The organism is Stappia albiluteola (genome assembly GCF_014050225.1).
Lineage (GTDB): Bacteria > Pseudomonadota > Alphaproteobacteria > Rhizobiales > Stappiaceae > Hongsoonwoonella > Hongsoonwoonella albiluteola.
In genome coordinates this window covers 147,499-166,477 of sequence record NZ_JACFXV010000063.1, presented here as the reverse complement: position 1 = coordinate 166,477, position 18,979 = coordinate 147,499, and the positions used below count along the sequence as shown (strand labels likewise).

The following is an 18,979-nucleotide window of genomic DNA, read 5'->3' as shown; positions in this document are numbered from 1 at the left end:
CAGGAAAAGGGCCGGCAAATGCCGGCCCTTTTTTTCCGACGGACGATACGCCTTCAGTCAGCCGTGATCGCTTCGAACAACCGGGCATAGATCGCCTCGACGATGGCCGCCTCCCGTTTCCCCAGGCGATGGAAATAGGAAAGGCCCGGTGCCGCGTTGACCTCCAGCAGGTGGGCGGCTCCCCCATCCTCCAGCATCAGGTCGACGCCGGCAAAGCGCAGGCCCAGCGCCCTTGCTGCCGATACCGCAAGCAGCCGCGCCTCATCGGTGAGGGTGGCCGTGGCATCGGTCGCCGTGCCGCCGGTCGAAAGATTGGCATTCGGAAGCAGGGTGACCGTTTCATCCCTCGCCGGAATATCCTCAAACGAGCGGCCGTCGGCCATCAGATGTTTCAGGATCCTCGGGTCGTCCGCCGCGATCCGCCTACCCCGGCCTTCGGCGCCGAGTTCCGCGATCCGCATTTCGATCAGTCGGCCAAGCATTGAGCGACCATCGCCCGAGACCCTCAGGGGCACACGGTGGAACGCGGCCAGAACCTCACCGTCGAGCACCACCACCCGATAGTCATTTCCGCCGACAGCCTTCTGCACCAGGACGCGGTCGTTGAGCTGAAAAAGCTCCCCCAGCGCCGCGCCCAGCGCTTCGCGGTCGCCAGCCTTCATCACGCCCTCGCCCTCCGAGCCCTCGTTGGGCTTGACGAAGACGGGCCAGCCGACGGTCTCGGCGAAAATTTCCGCCGCCGCTTCCGTAGCAAGCCGACTGGCAACGACCGGGTTCTTCAGCGCCATCGCGTACCGGCGCCGGGGAGCATGGATCAAAACCGCCTCGGGAACGGGCAGGCCGGCTTCCGCCAGCATGCGCCCGGCATAATCCTTGTCCTTGGCAAGGCTCGCCGCCCCCGCGCCATTGATATCGAAATTCGTACCCTTGAAGAAATGCCGCCTGCCGTCTGCGGCCTCGATATAGCCGGCATATCCGTAGACCGGCTCGACATGAACCCGCGCGCCGCGCGCCTCCGCCAGCCCCGCGAGGATATCCAGCCACACCGGCCGCAACGGCCTGGAAGACGGTTCGCTCACCCGCGCATGCTCCGCCTTGGATGTTCAGGCCTCAGTTGCCCTGCTTCTGGCGGGTATTGGCCAGATAATCGATGACGAAAAGCTTGGGATTGGTCGGTCCGTTGACCGTGGTGTTGAAGATCGCCACCGAGGTGTCGAGCCCCTGCGCGTCCGTCACCGTCCATTGCTTCAGTTCCGTCGACTTGGCGTCGAAGATCAGCGTCAGTCGGCCCGAGCCGAAGGTGGAATTGTCGTCGATCCCGATGGTGACGAGATCCGGTTCCACCGTCACGCTCGACACCTGGTCGTTGCCGAGCAGGTCCACCTTCTCTTCCAGCAGGAATTTCAGCGGCGTCTCGTTCAGCGGCCAGATATCCTGCGTGGCGAGCTTGCGGTCACGCACGGAGACCGACTTGCCGTCGGCGACGATGTCGATCTTGGCCGGCGGATTGTAATAGAAGCGGATCTTGCCGGGCCGGGCGAGATAGAACTTGCCTTCGGCGCGCTCGCCGTTTGGCCCGAACTGGATGAAGTCCCCGTGCATGGTCTTGACGGAATCGAAATATTCGTTGACCGCCTTCACCGTCGACCGCTGATCTTCCGTCAGTTCGGGCAGCGCGAAAGCCGGAGCGGCCAGGCAAAGCGCGCCCAATGCTACGGCAGCGAGGCCAGCAAGGGCGCGGCGTGCGATTTTCCCGGGCATCTTCAAGGCATTCCTCATGGTTTCGCGGACAGGCTCCCACCGCCGGACGTCAGCCGCCGATAGCAACGGGCTGTGGCGAAGTTGCGGCACCGGTTCGCCCGATGCGCCAGCCTTTCCGCGTCAGTAGTCGTCCTCGACCCCGTTCTGCACCAGGATCTCGCGCTTGCCGGCGTGGTTCGCCGCACCGACGAGCCCTTCCCTCTCCATGCGCTCGATGATCGAGGCCGCCCGATTATAACCGATCGAGAGCCTTCTCTGGATATAGGATGTGGAGGCCTTCTTGTCGCGCAGCACGATCGCCACCGCCTTGTCGTACAGGTCGTTGCCATCGTCGCCGCCCCCGGCCATCGCGTCATAGACGCCGTCCACCGGCTCGTCGTCTTCCGTTACTGCCTCCAGATATTGCGGCGTGCCCTGCAGCTTCAGGTGCTTGACGATATCCTCCACCTCGTCGTCGGAGACGAAGGGGCCGTGGACGCGCTGGATACGACCGCCGCCGGCCATGTAGAGCATGTCGCCCTGGCCGAGCAGCTGTTCGGCGCCCTGCTCGCCCAGGATCGTGCGGCTGTCGATCTTCGACGTCACCTGGAACGAGATGCGGGTCGGGAAGTTGGCCTTGATCGTACCGGTGATGACGTCCACAGACGGGCGTTGCGTGGCCATGATCAGGTGGATGCCGGCGGCGCGCGCCATCTGGGCCAGACGCTGGATCGCGCCTTCGATGTCCTTGCCGGCCACCATCATCAGGTCGGCCATCTCGTCAACGATGACGACGATATAGGGCATCGGCTCGAGCGGCAGTTCCTCTTCCTCGAAGATCGGCTCGCCGGTGTTCCGGTCGAAGCCTGTCTGGATGGTGCGGGTGAAGCTTTCGCCCTTTTCCAGCGCCTGCGCCACGCGGGTGTTGTAGCCGTCGATGTTGCGCACGCCCATCTTCGACATCTTCTTGTAGCGCTCCTCCATCTCGCGGACGGTCCACTTGAGCGCCACCACCGCCTTCTTCGGATCGGTGACGACCGGCGTCAGCAGGTGGGGGATGCCATCATAGATGGAGAGTTCCAGCATCTTCGGGTCGATCATGATCAGCTTGCACTGCGCCGGATCGAGCCGATAGAGCAGCGACAGGATCATGGTGTTGATCGAGACCGACTTGCCCGAACCGGTCGTGCCGGCGACCAGCAGGTGCGGCATGCGCGCCAGGTCCGCGATCACCGGCTCGCCATTGATCGTCTTGCCGAGGGCCAGCGCAAGCTTCGCGCGGCTCTTCTCGAAGTCCTGCGCCGCCAGCAGTTCACGAAGATAGACCGTCTCGCGGCGCTGGTTCGGCAATTCGATGCCGATGGCGTTCTTGCCGGGGATGACGGCGACGCGGGCCGAAATCGCGCTCATCGAGCGGGCGATGTCGTCGGCAAGGCCGATGACGCGGGACGACTTGATGCCCGGCGCCGGCTCCAGTTCGTAAAGCGTCACCACCGGGCCGGGACGCACTTCCATGATCTCGCCGCGCACGCCGAAATCCTCCAGCACCCCTTCCAGGATGCGGGCGTTCTGTTCCAGCGCATCGGTGCTGATCGCGGCGCCGCGCGCCGCTGCCTTGGGTTCGGCGAGCAGTCGCAGCGGCGGCAGTTCGTAGCGCTCGGGCGCACCGAGGAACGACGGCTGCGCCTCGCTCGCCATGCGCTTGCCGGGCTTCAGCCGGGCGACCGGCGGCACCACGCGGCCGGCGGCTTCGCCCTGCGCGGCGCGCGGCGAAGCAGCAGCATTTGGCGAGGCAATGCCGACCGGCATCGGCCGGCCCGATCCGGCCTGCATCGCCATATCGGCATCGTCATCGTCTTCGTAGACTTCCGGATCCTGGTCGTAGCCGCCGTATTCCATGTCGTCGACCGCCGACAGGACCTGCTTGGGCAGTCGGCGTTCTTCTGGCCGGGCGGGATAGAGATGGTCGAGCCCGTCGTCCTCAGGCTGCGTCAGGCGTCCGAGGAAGGAACGCAGCCGCGATCCGCGCTGCGCTTCGAAGGCGACTTCCTCGACCGGCTCGTCGTCATGGGCGGTTTCGTCCCAGTCGTCATACGCCGCCTCGGCGCGGCGCCGGCCGAAGGCCCGGCGCAAGGTCGCCTGCGTCAGCAGGCCGATATGGGCGACCGCGCCCATCATGGCCGACAGGCGTCCGCCTTCGTCGAAATCATCGTCCTCCTCGTCGATCAGGTCCATGGCCGCAGCCTTGCCACCGCGGCGGTTCGCGCCTTTCGCGAGCGCTTCGCGCGGCAGCGCCTCCTGCGGCAGCACCCTGTCGCCACCGACCCAGCCCGCGGCGCGCAGCATCAGGATCACCGAGGGCACGCCAAGACCCAGCGCTCCGACGATAGTCGCCATTCCGTCGGTGAGCGATGCGGTGAACAGCGCCGGCACCGAATGGACGAAATCGCCCATAAATCCGCCAAGTCCCGTCGGCAGCGGCCAATCGTCGGGAACAGGCAGCGCGGCGAGGCTGCCGGCGGCCAGAAGCGTACCGAGACCCCAGGCGACGATCCGCCGCCTGGCAATCCGCAGCGACTTGCCGGAAATCAGCCGCCATCCCCAAAGGACGACCGGAACGAGGAAGATGGCCGTAGCCAGTCCGATCGACTGCATCAAAAGGTCGGCGACCACGGCGCCCGGCCAGCCCAGCGCATTGCGCACCGGCTCTTCGGTCGCGTGATTGTAGCTCGGGTCGTTGACCGACCATGTAGCAAGGGCGGCGGCAAGCGATGCGGCGAGCGCGGTCAGACCAAGTCCCACCGCTCCGGCGAAATTGCGCCGCAAGAGCCGCTTGACCGGATTTTCCAGTTCGTCGAACTGGGAAGAAAGTCCTCGTCCCGCCCGCATCGCTGCCGCCCGCCTCATCGCGTTACTCCAAGATAGTCTGCGATCCGCGTCAGACCCTTGCGCACGACGCCGGCCTCCTCGACCAGTGCCACGCGCACGAAGGCATCGCCCGGATTGCCCTCGCCACCCTCCAGCGCCAGGTAGCTGCCCGGCAGCACCTTGACGCCGGTCTTTTCCCAAAGATCGCGCGTCACCTTCAGCCCGCCGCCCCAACGCGACACGTCGAGCCAAAGGAAGAAGCCCGCCGGCGTGGAAACCGGCCCGCCCATGACGGGCGCGAGCAACTCGTCGGCGATCGCGAATTTCTCGTTGTAGAGCCTGCGGTTTTCGATCACATGCGCCTCGTCGCCGAAAGCGCGCACGGCAACCGCCTGGGCCGGGAGCGGCACCTGGGGTGCGGCAAGGCCACGGAATTTCACCCATTTGGCAAGGAATTCCGGGTCGCCGGCGGCGAAACCGCAGCGCAGGCCCGCAAGATTGGAGCGCTTGGACAGCGAGTTGAGGGTGATCACCTTCTCGTAGCCGCCGCCCATGGCATGCGCGGCCTCCAGCACGCCCGGAGGCGGCGTGTCGCGGTAGATCTCCGAATAGCATTCGTCGGCGAAGATGAAGAAGTCGTGCCTGCGCGCCAGTCCGATCAGCTTCTGCCAGGTTTCCAGCGATGCCACCGCGCCTTCCGGATTGGTCGGCGAGGCGTAGATGAAGGCTACCGTACGGTCGAGCAGATCGGGATCGAGCGAATCGAGATCGGGCAGGAAGCCGTTCTCCGGCTTGGCGTCGAGCAGGATCGCATCCGCACCCGCGATATGCGCCGCCGCCGCATAGGTCTGGTAGAACGGATTGGGAAACAGCACCGCGGGCTTGGCGCCCGTCTTGCCCAGCTGGTCGCGTGCGGCGATCGCCGAGAAGGAGAGGCCTTCGCGTGAACCGTTCAGCGGCAGCACGCCGCTCTTGCGGTCGATCGTGCCGCCGAGCCGGTAGCGACGGTCGAGCCAGTCGGCGACACCGGCCCGGAATTCGGGCGTGCCCTCGATCGGCGGATAGCGGCGGAAATCGGCGAGATTCTCCGCAAGTACCTCACCGACGAACGCAGGGATGGCGTGCCGGGGCTCGCCGATCGTCATGACGATCGAATCGCTGCCCGGATCGATACCTTCCAATAGCGCAGCCAGACGCTGGAACGGGTTGGCGGAAGGAAGGCTACTGCCGCCGGTCGGAGCTGCGGAAACGTGACCTTTTGTAAGCGCATGCATGATTGAGACGGAACTCGCGAGATTGCGGCCGTTAGCCGAGTACGTGACGGAAAGGCTATCGGGCCTTGGTAAATCCCCCATTAACCAGCGACCCGCCGGATCGAATTCGACGGGCTGCCGGCCGGGGCGGTGGCGGGTGAAGACGGTTGGAGATCAGAAATCGACAGCGATGCCCTTGATTTCCCAGTCGTCGTAGCGGGCGGGATCCAGACCACCGCGACCGTCGACCTCGCGCGGCATGGCCTTCTGTTTTTCGTCAACGGCCTCGCGTCGGGCTTGCGCTTCCAGGAGGGCCCGTTGCGCCGCCGGCGGCAGATCCTCGAAACGGCGGCGCGGCGCTTCTTCCAGCGTCACACCGTCGATTTCGGCCGCCGCTTCGGGCGCGGCTTTTCGTTCTTCGCTCATCCAACCTCCTGGCGCCATTGCGGTGGCGGGTCATTCGAACGGCAAGTCTTGCGAAAGACAAACTTCCGGTGGGACTTGTCCAATGCGGTTTCGGCAACAACATATAGAGCGGATTTGGTGCCCGGGCACCTTGATCCGCGCCACGTAACGGGATCGCGTCATGAACTACTTCCGCACCGCTCTTCTTCTTGCGGCGATGACAGCGCTGTTCATGGGAGTCGGTTATCTGATCGGCGGCCAGAGCGGCATGATGATCGCGCTCCTGATCGCCGCCGCAATGAACCTCTTCAGCTACTGGAACGCCGACAAGATGGTGCTGGCCATGCATCACGCGGTGGAGGTCGACGAGAGGCAGGCGCCGGAATTCTATCACCTCGTGCGCCAGCTTGCCGAGCGTGCGGACCTGCCGATGCCGAAGGTCTATATTATCAACAATCCACAGCCCAACGCCTTCGCCACTGGCCGCAATCCGCAAAATGCCGCCGTCGCCGCCACGACCGGGCTTCTCGACATGCTGTCCATGGAAGAAGTCGCGGGCGTCATGGCGCACGAACTGGCCCATGTGAAGAACCACGACACGCTGATCATGACGATCACCGCGACGATTGCCGGCGCGATCTCGATGCTCGCCAATTTCGCCTTCTTCTTCGGCGGCAACCGGGAGAACAACAATCCCTTCGGCTTCATCGGCGTGATCGTGGCCGCAATCGTCGCTCCGATGGCGGCCATGCTGGTGCAGATGGCGATCTCGCGCACCCGCGAATATGCCGCCGACCGCATGGGCGCGGAAATCTGCGGCCAGCCGATGTGGCTCGCTTCCGCGCTCCACAAGATCGCCAACGGCGCGGCGCGCATCCACAACATGGACGCGGAGCGCAATCCGGCGACCGCCCACATGTTCATCATCAATCCCTTGTCGGGCGAACGGATGGACAACCTGTTTTCCACCCATCCCAATACGGAAAACCGCATTGCAGCCCTGCGCGACCTGGCCTCGCGGATGGGAAATGTCGGTGGAACGAGTGGCTATGACCAGTCCGCGCGCGAACCCGCCCGCACCGCTTCCGGTCCCTGGGGAACGAGCCGCCGCACTTCATCCGGGAAAGACAAGGGCCGCCACGGTCCCTGGGGCTGACGAACGGCATTCTTTCGCCTATCACGTGGTTTCGCGTCGCCAGGCCGCACACTCCGGGTGACCTGCGCCCGCTTGCGCGGCAAGATGGCGACGACAGACCTGATCGAAAGAAGACAAAGCCGTGCCCAGTGAAACGCCCGCACCGCGCCGGGTCAAAAGCAAGTATCAGCCGACGCCCGTCATCGGGTTTGCCGCCCGCAAGGCGGCTACCGACATTCTCGGCCGTGTGATCAGGGGCGGACGGCCGCTCGATCTGGAGATCGATCCGGAAAGCGGCCATCCCTCCATGCGGGCGATGATCGTCAAGGATCGCGCCCTGGTGCGCGCCCTGCTCGGCACGGCCCTTCGCCGGCGCGGCCAGATCGCCATGGTGCTGGAAGAGCTTCTCGAACGCCCGATCCCGGAAAAGACCGGCCGGATCGACGACATCCTGCATATTGCTGTCGCCCAGATCCTCTTCATGGACGTCCCCGACCACGCAGCGGTGACGATCGCCGTCTCCATCACCGAGCAGGATCGGCGCGGGCGCCCCTACAAGGGCCTCGTCAACGGCGTGCTGCGGCGGATCGCGCGCGAGAAGGACGATCTTCTCCGGCGCTTCGACAGGCCGGAGCTTGCGGCACCATCCTGGCTTTTCGACAGCTGGACGGCGGCCTACGGACCGGAAGAGGCGCATGCCATTGCCGCGATGCATCTTCTTGAGCCCAACCTCGACCTCTCCGTCAAATCCGATCCGCAAGGCTGGGCCGATAAGCTCGGCGGCTTCGTTGTCGGCAAGCATACCGTGCGTCTCACCGCTCATTCCGGCCGGATCGAGAAGCTCGAAGGCTTCGGCAACGGCGAATGGTGGGTGCAGGATGTCGCCGCCAGCCTGCCCGCGCGGCTTCTCGGCGACATTTCAGGCAAGCGTGTTGGCGACCTCTGCGCGGCCCCGGGCGGCAAGACATGCCAGCTTGCGGCATTCGGCGCCCACGTTACGGCGATCGACATTTCCGCCAGCCGCCTGAAGCGGGTCTCGCAGAATCTCGGCCGGCTTGGCCTTGAAGCCTCGGTCGTCGCGGCGGATCTGCGCTATTTCACGCCGGACGAGCCCTATGACGCCATTCTTCTTGACGCTCCGTGTTCGGCGACCGGTACGATCCGCCGCCACCCGGACGTCGCATGGTCGAAGACCCCGGTCGATATCGAGGTGCTTGCCGCCATCCAGGCGGACATGCTGGACCGCGCCTTCACTTGGCTGAAGCCGGGCGGAACCATGGTCTTCTGCACCTGCTCGATGGAGCCGCAGGAAGGCGAAAGACAGATCGCGGACTTCCTCGCCCGTACTCCCGCTGCACTCCGCATTCCGATCGCGATCGAAGAAGTGGGCGGCATCGAGGGCATCGTCACCGCTGACGGCGACCTGCGTACCCTGCCAAACAGACTGCCGCGGGAGCCGCGGGAGGCCGGCGGCATGGACGCCTTCTTTGCCGCGCGCATCCGCCGCGTGGACGGCTGAACGGCTGCCATTTCGTCCCCGTTTTTTACCGATGTGGACGAAAGTGGACAGGAAAAGCATGCTTTGGCCACGAAATCGGTAACCTCGCGCTAACGTTAATCGATACATAATTCAGCCTGGCGCATCTCATAACCGGCCGTGCGAGCGGCTGGGGGCAAGTGCCGTGACAGACCGCATTTTGAGCAGGAGCGAGGATTCGGCGCAGCCTGGAATGCCGGAAATCGGAAAGGTATCGGGGGGTATGGCGCTCATGGCGGTGTCCGAACAGGCGCGGGTCTTGCGCCTTATGGCCGGCGCCGTGTGGCGGAAGGCCCTCCATTGGCTTCACGGCGGACCTCTGTTTCGCTGGCAACCCTTTGCCGGCGCCCCCCAGCGTTTGCTCATCGCGCCGCAGGACATTCGCACCTCGGATGCGACCAACGCTGCGGATATTTATGCCGGGCGATTCCTGTTTGCTGGTTACCTCGTTGAAGCGGAAGGAAATTCTCCCTTCGAGATCGAGGCGCCGTCCGACGATTGGGCGCGCGCCCTGCATGGTTTCGGCTGGCTGCGCCACATGCGCGCGGCCAACACGATCGTAGCGCGGCAGAACGCCCGTGCCCTTGTCGACGACTGGATCAGGACCTGCGGCCGCTGGGATCCGATCGGCTGGGAGCAGCCGGTGGTCGCCCGCCGCGTGCTCTCCTGGCTGTCGCAATCGCCCCTGCTTCTGGAAGGCTGCGACCGCGAATTCTATCGCCGTTTCCTGCGCTCGCTCTCCCGCCAGGTCCGCTATCTGCGCAGGACAATCAACGAAACCGCCGACGGAGTGCCCCGCGTGACGGTGGCCATTGCCATCGCCGCCTCGACCGTCTCGATGGCCGGGCAGGGGCGCTACGTCCGCCAAAGCCTTCGGCGGCTCGACCAGGAACTCGCGCGCCAGATTCTGCCCGATGGCGGCCATATCTCGCGCAATCCCTCCGCGCTGATCGAAATCCTGACCGACCTGCTGCCGGCGCGCCAGGCGCTCGCGATGCAGGGCCTGCCCGCGCCGCAAAACGTCATGCAGGGTATCGACCGCATGATGCCGATGGTGCGTTTCTTCCGCCACGGCGACGGCAATTTCGCGCATTTCAACGGCATGGGCGCAACGCTCGCGGATCTGGTCGCAACGATCCTTGCCTACGACGACACGCGCGGCGCACCTCCCGGCAACGCCCCCCACACCGGCTACCAGCGCCTTACGGGCGGCGACACGATCGTGATCATGGATGCCGGCAAGGCGCCGCCGATCTCCGTCAGCGATAAGGCTCATGCCGGCTGCCTGTCCTTCGAGATGTCCTCGCGACGCAACCGCATCATCGTCAATTGCGGCGTTTCCGGCATCGACCGGGGCCGCTGGCGTACGGCCTCGCGCGCAACCGCCGCCCATTCGACCGCGACGATCGAGGACACATCCTCCGCCCGCTTCCTGTCGCAGGAGCGCTACGGCCGCTGGCTCGGGTCGCCGATGATCGCGGGGCCGACCAGCGTTCCGGTCTCGCGGGAGGAGACCGCAGCCGGGACACGCGTGGTGGCGAGCCACAACGGCTATCAGGAACGTTTCCGCATCATCCATGAGCGCGATGTCACGCTTTCGAGCGACGGGACGGTGCTCGACGGCATCGACCGATTCCGGGCTACGGGCCAGATTTCCGGCAAGGACCGCTATGCCATCCGCTTCCACCTGCATCCGCAGATCAAGGCGAATGCCACCCACTCCGGCAACGCCGTCCTCCTTGTCGCCCCGGACGGCGAAGCCTGGGAATTCGTTGCGCCGGGCGCGATGATCTCGATCGAGGAATCGATCTATCTCGCCGATGTCTACAGTCACCGGCGGACCGAGCAGATCGTGCTGCACGGGCGCACCGGGCATCAGCCGGAACTGCGCTGGCAGTTACGCCGGACAGCCGCCCCGAAGGCCGCGCGACGCCGGGTCAGCGACACAATGACCGGTGAGTTGGAACTCTAGATTTCGTTACCGCCGGCCTCTCCGCGCCGTGTCCGGCCGCCGCCACCCGGGCGGCGGGGACACAGGCATGGAGGAAGGAACCATTTAGCTTCAATCCCACCTTCCGGTTCCGGTCAAAACCTGCTAGCAGGCGCCATCTCCTTTCCGCCAAGTAATCTGCGAGGCAATGCCATGGCCGTGGTGTCGAAGCACATCCCCGTTCCCGATCGCGTTTCCGTCAGGCGCGCGCTGCTGTCCGTTTCCGACAAGACCGGACTTATCGAGTTCGCGCGCGGGCTTGCACGGCATGGCGTAGCGCTGGTCTCCACGGGCGGCACGCGCAAGGCGCTGGAAGAAGCGGGCCTTGCCGTCAGCGACGTGTCCGAGGTTACCGGCTTTCCGGAGATCATGGACGGGCGGGTGAAAACGCTGCATCCGATGGTGCATGGCGGACTGCTGGCAATCCGCGACGACGAGGAGCACAAGGGGGCGATGGCCGAACACGGCATCGCCGGCATCGACCTCCTCTGCGTCAATCTCTATCCCTTCGAGGCCACGGTTGCCTCGGGCGCCGACTACGCGACCGGCGTTGAGAATATCGATATCGGCGGCCCGGCCATGACCCGGGCAGCCGCCAAGAACCACGCCTATGTCACGGTCATCACCGATCCGCAGGATTACGCGTCGGTGCTTGCGGCCCTCGACGAGGACAAGGGGCAGGTCCCTCTCGCCCTGCGCAAGAAGCTTGCGCAGAAGGCCTTTGCCCGGACGGCAGCCTATGACGCGGCTGTGTCCAACTGGTTCGCGCAGCAGATAGCGGAAGAAGCGCCCGACTACCGGGCGATCGGCGGAAAGCTTGCGGAAGTGATGCGCTACGGCGAGAACCCGCACCAGGCAGCCGGCTTCTACAAGACCGGCGAACAGCGCTTCGGCGTCGCAACGGCCAGCCAGCTCCAGGGCAAGACGCTTTCCTACAACAACATCAACGATACGGATGCCGCCTTCGAGCTCGTTGCGGAATTCAACCCGCAGCGGACCAAGGCTGTCGCCATCATCAAGCACGCCAATCCTTGCGGCGTGGCGGAAGGCGCGAGCCTGCGCCAGGCTTACGAGAAGGCGCTGCTTTGCGACCCCGTCTCGGCTTTCGGCGGCATTGTCGCGCTGAACGACACGCTGGACGCCGAGGCGGCGGAAGAGATCGTGAAGATCTTCACCGAGGTGATCATCGCTCCGCACGCAACGGACGAAGCGATTGAAATCGTCGGCAAAAAGAAGAACCTGCGACTGCTCGTCACCGGCGGGCTACCCGATCCGCGCGCGAAAGGGCTTGCCGTCAAGACCGTGGCCGGCGGGTTGCTGGTGCAAAACCGCGACAATGGCACAGTGGACGATCTTGACCTCAAAGTGGTTACAAAACGGGCGCCGAGCGAGCAGGAAATGGTCGATCTGCGGTTCGCGTTTCGCGTCGCCAAACACGTCAAGTCGAACGCCATCGTCTATGCCAGGAACGGCGCGACAGTCGGCATCGGTGCCGGCCAGATGAGCCGGGTCGACAGTTCCCGCATCGCCGCGCGCAAGGCGCAGGATGCAGCGGAAGCAGCAGGATTGAGCCAATCGCTCGCCATCGGCTCAGTGGTCGCCTCCGACGCCTTCTTCCCCTTCGCCGACGGCCTGCTCTCGGCTGCGGAAGCAGGCGCCACCGCCGTCATCCAGCCGGGAGGCTCCATGCGCGACGACGAGGTGATCAAGGCGGCAAACGATGCCGGCCTTGCCATGGTTTTCACCGGCATGCGTCATTTCAGGCACTGAGCCCGCCCCGCGTCGACGATCAACGATCCTCGACGCGGGCAAGCAACACGAGCCCGGCGGTGAAGAAGGCGAGGATCACCGAAATTCCCGCCGCCTGGCTTGCGGTCGCAGCCGTTACCAGCCCGACGCCGAGCGGCGCCAGGAAACTGGTGATCTTTCCCGACAAGGCGAAGAGACCGAAATACTGCGTCACCTCGCCGCGCGGGGCGAGATGGACGAGGAGCGTGCGCGAGGCGGCCTGAAGCGGGCCGGCCGCAGCCCCAAGCAAGCCGCCAAGCGCCAGGAAGGCGATCTCCGGCGGCGACGAGAACAGGGCCGTTCCGGTCTTCGGCGCCGTGTCGATGACGAAGAGGATCGTGTCCCTGTCCACCGAGACGAGGCCGATGCCGCAGAAGATCAGGATCAGCAGCGCGGCGGAAATAACCGCCTTCGGGCCGAAAACATCGTCGAACCTGCCGCCGAGAACCGCGCCGAGCGTGCCGGTGATCGTGAGGAAAATGCCGAAGATGCCGATCTCGATGCTGGACCAGCCAAGCACGCCGGCCGCATAGATGCCGCCAAAGGCGAACAGCGCCACAAGCCCGTCCTTGTAGACCATGTTGGCGATCAGGAACAAAAGCATCGGCCGCCGCGCACGCGCGCTCGCGAAAGTCGCCTTGAGGCTTGCGAGACCGGCACGAACCGAACCCGCCAGCGGCGCCCGGCGCGGCACGTCCGGCGTGAACAGGAAGAGCGGCAGCACGAAGACGGCATACCAGAGCGCCGAGAACGGGCCTGAGGCGCGGTCACCGGCCCGTGTCGCCGGATCGAGACCGAAAATCGGCTCAAGCCCGAGCAGGGTTCGGCCCGTATGCGGGTCGGACGCCATCAGGCCGAGAGCCACGACGAGAGACAAGAGCCCGCCCGCATAGCCGAGCGCCCAGCCGGACCCAGATAGCCGCCCCAGCCTTTCGCGCGGCACGAGGTCCGGCATCATCGCGTTGTTGAAGACGGTTGCGAATTCAACGCCGAGGGTCGCGATCACAAAGCCGATCAGTGCCACGACAACGGCATGGGAAGAGCCGGGCGCCGTCCACCAGAGCATCAAGCAGCCGACGACGAGTGGCAGCGAGAAGGCCGCGATCCACGGTTTGCGCGCGCCCGTACGATCGGCGATCGCGCCGAGCACCGGTGCCAGGATGGCAATCATCAGTCCGGCGGCGGCGGTGGCATAGCCCCAAAGGGCCTGGCCCTCGGCAGGGTTGGACGCGACCGCCGACGCAAAGTAGGGACCGAAGACGAAGGTCGTCACCAGCGTGTGCACGGGCTGGGTCGCCCAGTCGAAGAACAGCCAGCCGTAGATCGCCTTGCGATCGGCGGCAGGCCGGGCAACGTCGGTTTGCAACATCAGGGCAAGGACCTAGCGCGCCAGTTCAGCAAGCAGGCTTGCGGCAACGGAGAATTTCGAGACGGTCAGGTCGCCCTCGATGATTTCACCGGCGGCGCGCGCCGTGCGCCCGACCCGCCCTTCATTATCAGACAGCCAGCTGGAGAACCCGCCGTTCGACAAGGCTTCCGCCGTGATACGACGGTGGGCGGCGGACAAGGTCGCCCGCGCACGGTCAAGCGCCAGCCCGTCATAGTAGTCGCGGACTTCCATGGCACGCGCCGCCTGATCCATCGCACCGAGCCGGAAATGGGCGGCTGCCGCGAAATAGGTCTGCGCCACCTCCATCAGCGGCTCGCCGGTTTCTTCCGATACGAGCACGATATCCGGAATGGCCGCCTCACCTGGAAGCGTCGCAATCCGTTCCGCCAGTTCCTTCGGCACACCGCCTCCGGCGAAACGGTCGATCTCGGCCGCCAGCGTGTTGTGCATTCCCTCCGACACGATGCCGAGCAGCTTCGGCGAAAGTTCGAGTATGCCCTTCCGGAATCGGTCGACGATGGCGGCGATGCCTTCTTCGAAGGAAACGTTGCGCAGGAACCAGACCGTCTGATCCAGCACGAGATCCTGCACGGCCGTATAGAGCTCAAGCTGCAACGGGCCGGAAATGACGGCATCCAGCGCATCGATTTCGCCGTTCAGGGCCGTCAGTCCGTAAGCGTCGCGCACCGCGGCGAAGGCCTGGGCGATCTGAGGAGCTTCCGCGCCCGTCTGGTCGGAAATGCGGGTGATGTAGGTGGGACCGCCCCGGTTGATCATGGAATTGGCAAGCATCGTGGCGATGATCTCGCGCCGCAGCCTGTGGCCGGAGATCTCCTCCGCATAGTTATCCTGCATGGCCTGCGGGAAATACCGGAACAGCTCGCGCGCCAGGTACTCGTCGTCGGGCACGGAACTCGCGACCAGTTCGTCGAAAAGCGGAATCTTGCCATAGGCAAGGAGCACGCCGAGTTCCGCGCGGGTCAGTGTCTGGCCCGCCTTTTCCATCGACCGAAGCTGGGCATCGTCCGGCAGTTCCTCGACCGAGCGGTCGAGATGGCCTGCCGCCTCGAGGCGCTGCATCATCCGCCCCTGATAGCCGAAATCCTCCATTCCCCTGCGTTCGGCAATGCTGATCGCAAGCGTCTGGAGATAGTTGTTGCGCAGAACCAGCGACGCGACCTCGTCGGTCATGTCCACCAGCAGCCGGTTGCGCGCCGGCGTGTCGAGCTTGCCCGAGCGCACGGCCGCGCCCAGCGCGATCTTGATGTTGACCTCCATGTCGGAAGAATTCACGCCGGCCGAGTTATCGATCGCATCGGAGTTGCAGCGCCCGCCGTGGCGATGGAACTCGATACGCGCCTTCTGCGTCATGCCGAGATTGGCGCCTTCGCCGACGACCTTGGCGCCGAGTTCGGCCGCAGTCACACGGATCGGGTCGTTTGCCTTGTCGCCAACGTCGGCGTCCGTTTCCTCGCTGGAACGGACGTAGGTGCCGATGCCGCCGAACCACAACAGGTCGACCTGCATCTTCAGGATCGCATTCATCACCTCCTGCGGCGTCGCCTTCGGTCGCGTCACGCCGAGCATCGCCTGAACCTCCGGCGACAGCGGGATGGACTTGGAACTGCGCGAAAAGACGCCGCCGCCCTGCGAGATCACGCCCTGGTCGTAGTCGTTCCACGAGGAACGCCCGAGGTCGAAGACGCGCTTGCGTTCCGCCCAGCTCCTTTCAGGATCCGGGTCCGGATCGAGGAAGATGTCGCGATGGTCGAAAGCCGCCAGCAGCCTGATCTCCCTGGAAAGCAGCATGCCGTTACCGAAGACGTCGCCCGACATGTCGCCGACGCCGGCGACCGTGAAGGGCTCCTTCTGGATATCGCGATCCATTTCGCGGAAATGACGCTTCACCGCCTCCCAGGCGCCGCGCGCCGTAATGCCCATCTTCTTGTGGTCGTAGCCCGCCGACCCGCCGGAAGCGAAGGCATCACCGAGCCAGAAGTTGCGGCTTTCGGAGATGGCGTTGGCGGTGTCGGAGAAGGTTGCCGTGCCCTTGTCCGCGGCGACGACGAGGTAGGGGTCGTCATCATCGTGGCGCACGACCAGTTCAGGCGGCCAGACGGTATCGCCGTCCAGATTGTCGGTGATGTCGAGCATGGAAGATACGAAGATCTTGTAGGCTTCCGTGCCTTCGGCGAAAACCTCCTCGCGCGAACCGCCCGCCGGCAGCCATTTCGGCACGAAACCGCCCTTGGCGCCGACTGGAACGATGACGGCGTTCTTGACCTGCTGCGCCTTCACCAGGCCCAGGATCTCGGTTCGGAAATCCTGCGGCCGGTCCGACCAGCGCAGGCCGCCGCGCGCCACCTTGCCAAAGCGAAGATGAACGCCTTCCAGCCGCGGCGAATAGACGAATATCTCGCGGAAGGGCCGCGGGCGCGGCAACTCCTCCAGCCGGCGCGGATCGAGCTTGAAGGCGAAGGTCGGCTTCGGCTGGCCATGCGAGTCGAGCTGGAAGAAGTTGGTGCGCAGCATCGCGTCGATGACGTTCTGGAAGCGGCGCAGGATGCGGTCGTCGTCAAGGCTTTCCACCTGGTCGAAGGCCGCCGAGAGCTGCTGTTCGACGCGCGCGGCCCCAAGGGAACGATCCTCCGCCTCATGGCCCGGGTCGAAGCGCAGATGGAAGAGGTTCACCAGTTCGGCGGCGATCGCCGGATAGCGGTTGAGCGTGCCCCACATATAGTCTTCGGAGTAGCGGATGCCGGCTTGCCGCAGATAGCGCGACAATGCCCGAAGCATGGCGATGTCCCTCCAGGCGAGCCCTCCGGACAGGACGAGCGTGTTGTAGCCGTCCGATTCCGCTCGCTGGTGCCAGACAGCCGAAAAGAGCGCTTCCAGCCGCTCCTTCAGATCGTCGTTCAGGTCGAGACCCGCGCCCGAAGCCGGCGCCAGCGTCATCTCGTGCAGGTAGGCCAGGGGCCTGTCGGCCGGCGTTATGCGATAGGTGCGCTCGTTGATGACCCGGAACCCCATGTTTTCCAGGATCGGCACGCGGGCGGAGAGCGGAATCGGCGTCTCGAAATGGAAGACCTTGAGGAAAATCTGGCCGCCATCAGTGCCGGAACGCCGGACGAAGCGGATCGTGGTGTCGCGCCGCTTCGACAGCCGCTCGACCGCCTTGATGTCCTGCAACGCGATTTCCGCCGGATAGATTTCGCGATAACCGGCCTGGAAGGCCTCGCCATAGCGGCGCGCCTCCTCGACCGCGCGATTGCCGCCATAAGCCTGGCGCAGGACTTCTCTCAGATCGTCATTCCATGTCCTGACGATCTCGCCAACCGACTGCTCCAGTTCATCCTGCGACGGATTGGGCGTCTCGCCCTCGTCGCGGCCGATGATGAAGTGGACGCGGGCAAGCGGCCCCTCCGGATAGGTGACGTACCAGGCCGAAAGCCGGCCGTCATACACCTCGGCCAGATAGCCGCCGATCTTCAGGCGCACTTCCGTCGTATAGCGGTCGCGCGGCACGAAACACAGGATCGAGACATATCGGTCGAACTTGTCGCGCCTGGCGAGAATGCGGATGCGAGGCCGCTCTTCGAGCTGCAGGATGGCGATGGAGTATTCGTAGAGAAGGTCGATATCGATCTGGAACAGCTCGTCGCGCGGATAGCCCTCCAGAATTGTGAGCAATGCCCGGCCGGAATGGCTGTCCGGATCGTAGCCCGCCCGCAGCAGCACGCCATCGACCTTGCGCCTGAGATAGGGAATGTTTCGGGCGGACAGCGTATAGGCGGTGGACGTGAACAGACCGACGATGCGCAGTTCGCCCGAAAGCTCGCCGTTCTCGTCGAACAGCTTGACGCCGATATAGTCCATGTGGACGCGGCGATGGACTCGGCTCTTCACATTCGCCTTGGCGATGATCAGCGGCTCCGGTTTCATCAGGAATTCGCGGATCTCCGGCGTCATCACCACGAATTCCGAGCCGCGCCGCAAGACGCGCACGTTGGGATCGGCCAGCAAACCGAGCCCGGACCCCTTCTTGTGCGAAAGCTCGCCGCGCGTCGGCCCGCCCTCGAAATAGTATTCCCGCATGCCAAGAAGGATGAAATTGTCCGCCTCGACCCATTCGAGGAACTGTACCGCCTCGGCAAGCTCGTCGACGGCGAAGGGCGGCGGGGCATCCTTGTAGGTGCTGATGGCCTCCTGAAGCCTGCCGCGCATGGATTGCCAATCATCCACGGCACGGCGGACGTCGCGCATGACCGCGTCAAGCCGTTCCAGCAGGGTCTGACGCTCACCTTCCGCATCGATGCGGGCAACGTGTATGTGGATCAGGCTCTCGCGGCGGGCCTCCGCGTCGCCCGGCAGGTCGCCCTTGCCATGAAAGGCGACCATGTTGCCGTCGTCATCGCGCTCGACGGCAAGAATCGGATGCAGCACCAGTTGCACTTCCGAGCCGAAGTCCTGCAATTCGGCCATGACGGAATCGACGAGGAAAGGCATGTTGTCGTTGACGACCTCAACGACCGTCACATCGCCCGCCCTGTTCGCATCGACCTTGAATTTCGGGTTGAAGACCTTCACGCGATGCGTGCCGACCGGATGTTTCGCGATATCCTTCCACGCCTCCGCGGCGAAGGCGGCAAGCTCGTCGCGGCTGTAGGTAACGAGGTCTTCCGCGGCGCCCCGCGCATAGAATTCGCGCGCGAAGGAGCCGATCTCGGGATCGAGCTTCGTGACGACGGCATCGATCAGGCGCGCCTTCGCTTGTTCCTTGGCTTCCGGCATGGATTCCCCCGATTTATTATTCTGCGTCCGGCCGCCGCGACCCCGATGCTATGGGCCTATCGTCACGGCACCGCTTGATTCA

Annotated in this window: 11 protein-coding genes; 4 read left to right on the top strand and 7 right to left on the bottom strand. The window is 64.8% G+C overall.

All coding sequences use genetic code 11. From position 1 onward, the window contains the following. Positions 1 to 53 precede the first annotated feature (53 nt). From H2509_RS15980 to H2509_RS15960, 5 genes are all read right to left on the bottom strand, one after another. On the bottom strand, positions 54 to 1,079 hold the full coding sequence (locus H2509_RS15980; protein ID WP_182167085.1) for an ATP-dependent carboxylate-amine ligase: 1,026 nt from the start codon (positions 1,077 to 1,079) through the stop codon (positions 54 to 56). A gap of 31 nt (positions 1,080 to 1,110) precedes the next feature. After that, positions 1,111 to 1,761, bottom strand: a complete 651-nt coding sequence (locus tag H2509_RS15975) for an outer-membrane lipoprotein carrier protein LolA (protein WP_182167083.1) — start codon at positions 1,759 to 1,761, stop codon at positions 1,111 to 1,113. Positions 1,762 to 1,881: 120 nt separating this feature from the next. After that, positions 1,882 to 4,647 (bottom strand): FtsK/SpoIIIE family DNA translocase, encoded by a 2,766-nt coding sequence (locus H2509_RS15970; RefSeq protein WP_182167081.1) that lies wholly within the window; start codon positions 4,645 to 4,647, stop codon positions 1,882 to 1,884. After that, positions 4,644 to 5,882 (bottom strand): aminotransferase class I/II-fold pyridoxal phosphate-dependent enzyme, encoded by a 1,239-nt coding sequence (locus tag H2509_RS15965; protein WP_182167079.1) that lies wholly within the window; start codon positions 5,880 to 5,882, stop codon positions 4,644 to 4,646. Before H2509_RS15965 ends, H2509_RS15970 begins: the two co-directional genes overlap by 4 nt. Positions 5,883 to 6,035: 153 nt before the next feature. After that, entirely contained in the window at positions 6,036 to 6,287 is a 252-nt protein-coding gene (locus H2509_RS15960) for a DUF1674 domain-containing protein (protein WP_182167077.1), read from the bottom strand. Between the two features lie 160 nt (positions 6,288 to 6,447). Between H2509_RS15960 and htpX the strand changes: the two genes are divergently transcribed. From htpX to purH, 4 genes are all read left to right on the top strand, one after another. Then, positions 6,448 to 7,422, top strand: a complete 975-nt coding sequence (gene htpX, locus H2509_RS15955; protein WP_182167075.1) for a zinc metalloprotease HtpX — start codon at positions 6,448 to 6,450, stop codon at positions 7,420 to 7,422. A gap of 121 nt (positions 7,423 to 7,543) precedes the next feature. Then, positions 7,544 to 8,920 (top strand): RsmB/NOP family class I SAM-dependent RNA methyltransferase, encoded by a 1,377-nt coding sequence (locus H2509_RS21195; protein WP_182167073.1) that lies wholly within the window; start codon positions 7,544 to 7,546, stop codon positions 8,918 to 8,920. A gap of 250 nt (positions 8,921 to 9,170) precedes the next feature. Beyond that, on the top strand, positions 9,171 to 10,910 hold the full coding sequence (locus H2509_RS15945) for a heparinase II/III family protein (RefSeq protein WP_209001999.1): 1,740 nt from the start codon (positions 9,171 to 9,173) through the stop codon (positions 10,908 to 10,910). A 171-nt stretch (positions 10,911 to 11,081) separates the two neighbouring features. Then, entirely contained in the window at positions 11,082 to 12,698 is a 1,617-nt protein-coding gene (gene purH, locus H2509_RS15940; protein WP_182167071.1) for a bifunctional phosphoribosylaminoimidazolecarboxamide formyltransferase/IMP cyclohydrolase, read from the top strand. A gap of 19 nt (positions 12,699 to 12,717) precedes the next feature. On the opposite strand, the gene H2509_RS15935 is transcribed toward purH, so the two are convergent. Together H2509_RS15935 and H2509_RS15930 are read right to left on the bottom strand one after the other, a co-directional pair. Further along, a complete protein-coding gene (locus H2509_RS15935) occupies positions 12,718 to 14,085 on the bottom strand; it encodes an MFS transporter (RefSeq protein WP_182167069.1) in 1,368 nt (455 codons plus the stop codon). Positions 14,086 to 14,097: 12 nt separating this feature from the next. Then, complete coding sequence (locus tag H2509_RS15930) at positions 14,098 to 18,897, bottom strand: NAD-glutamate dehydrogenase (protein ID WP_182167067.1); 4,800 nt, start codon at positions 18,895 to 18,897, stop codon at positions 14,098 to 14,100. Positions 18,898 to 18,979 lie beyond the last annotated feature (82 nt).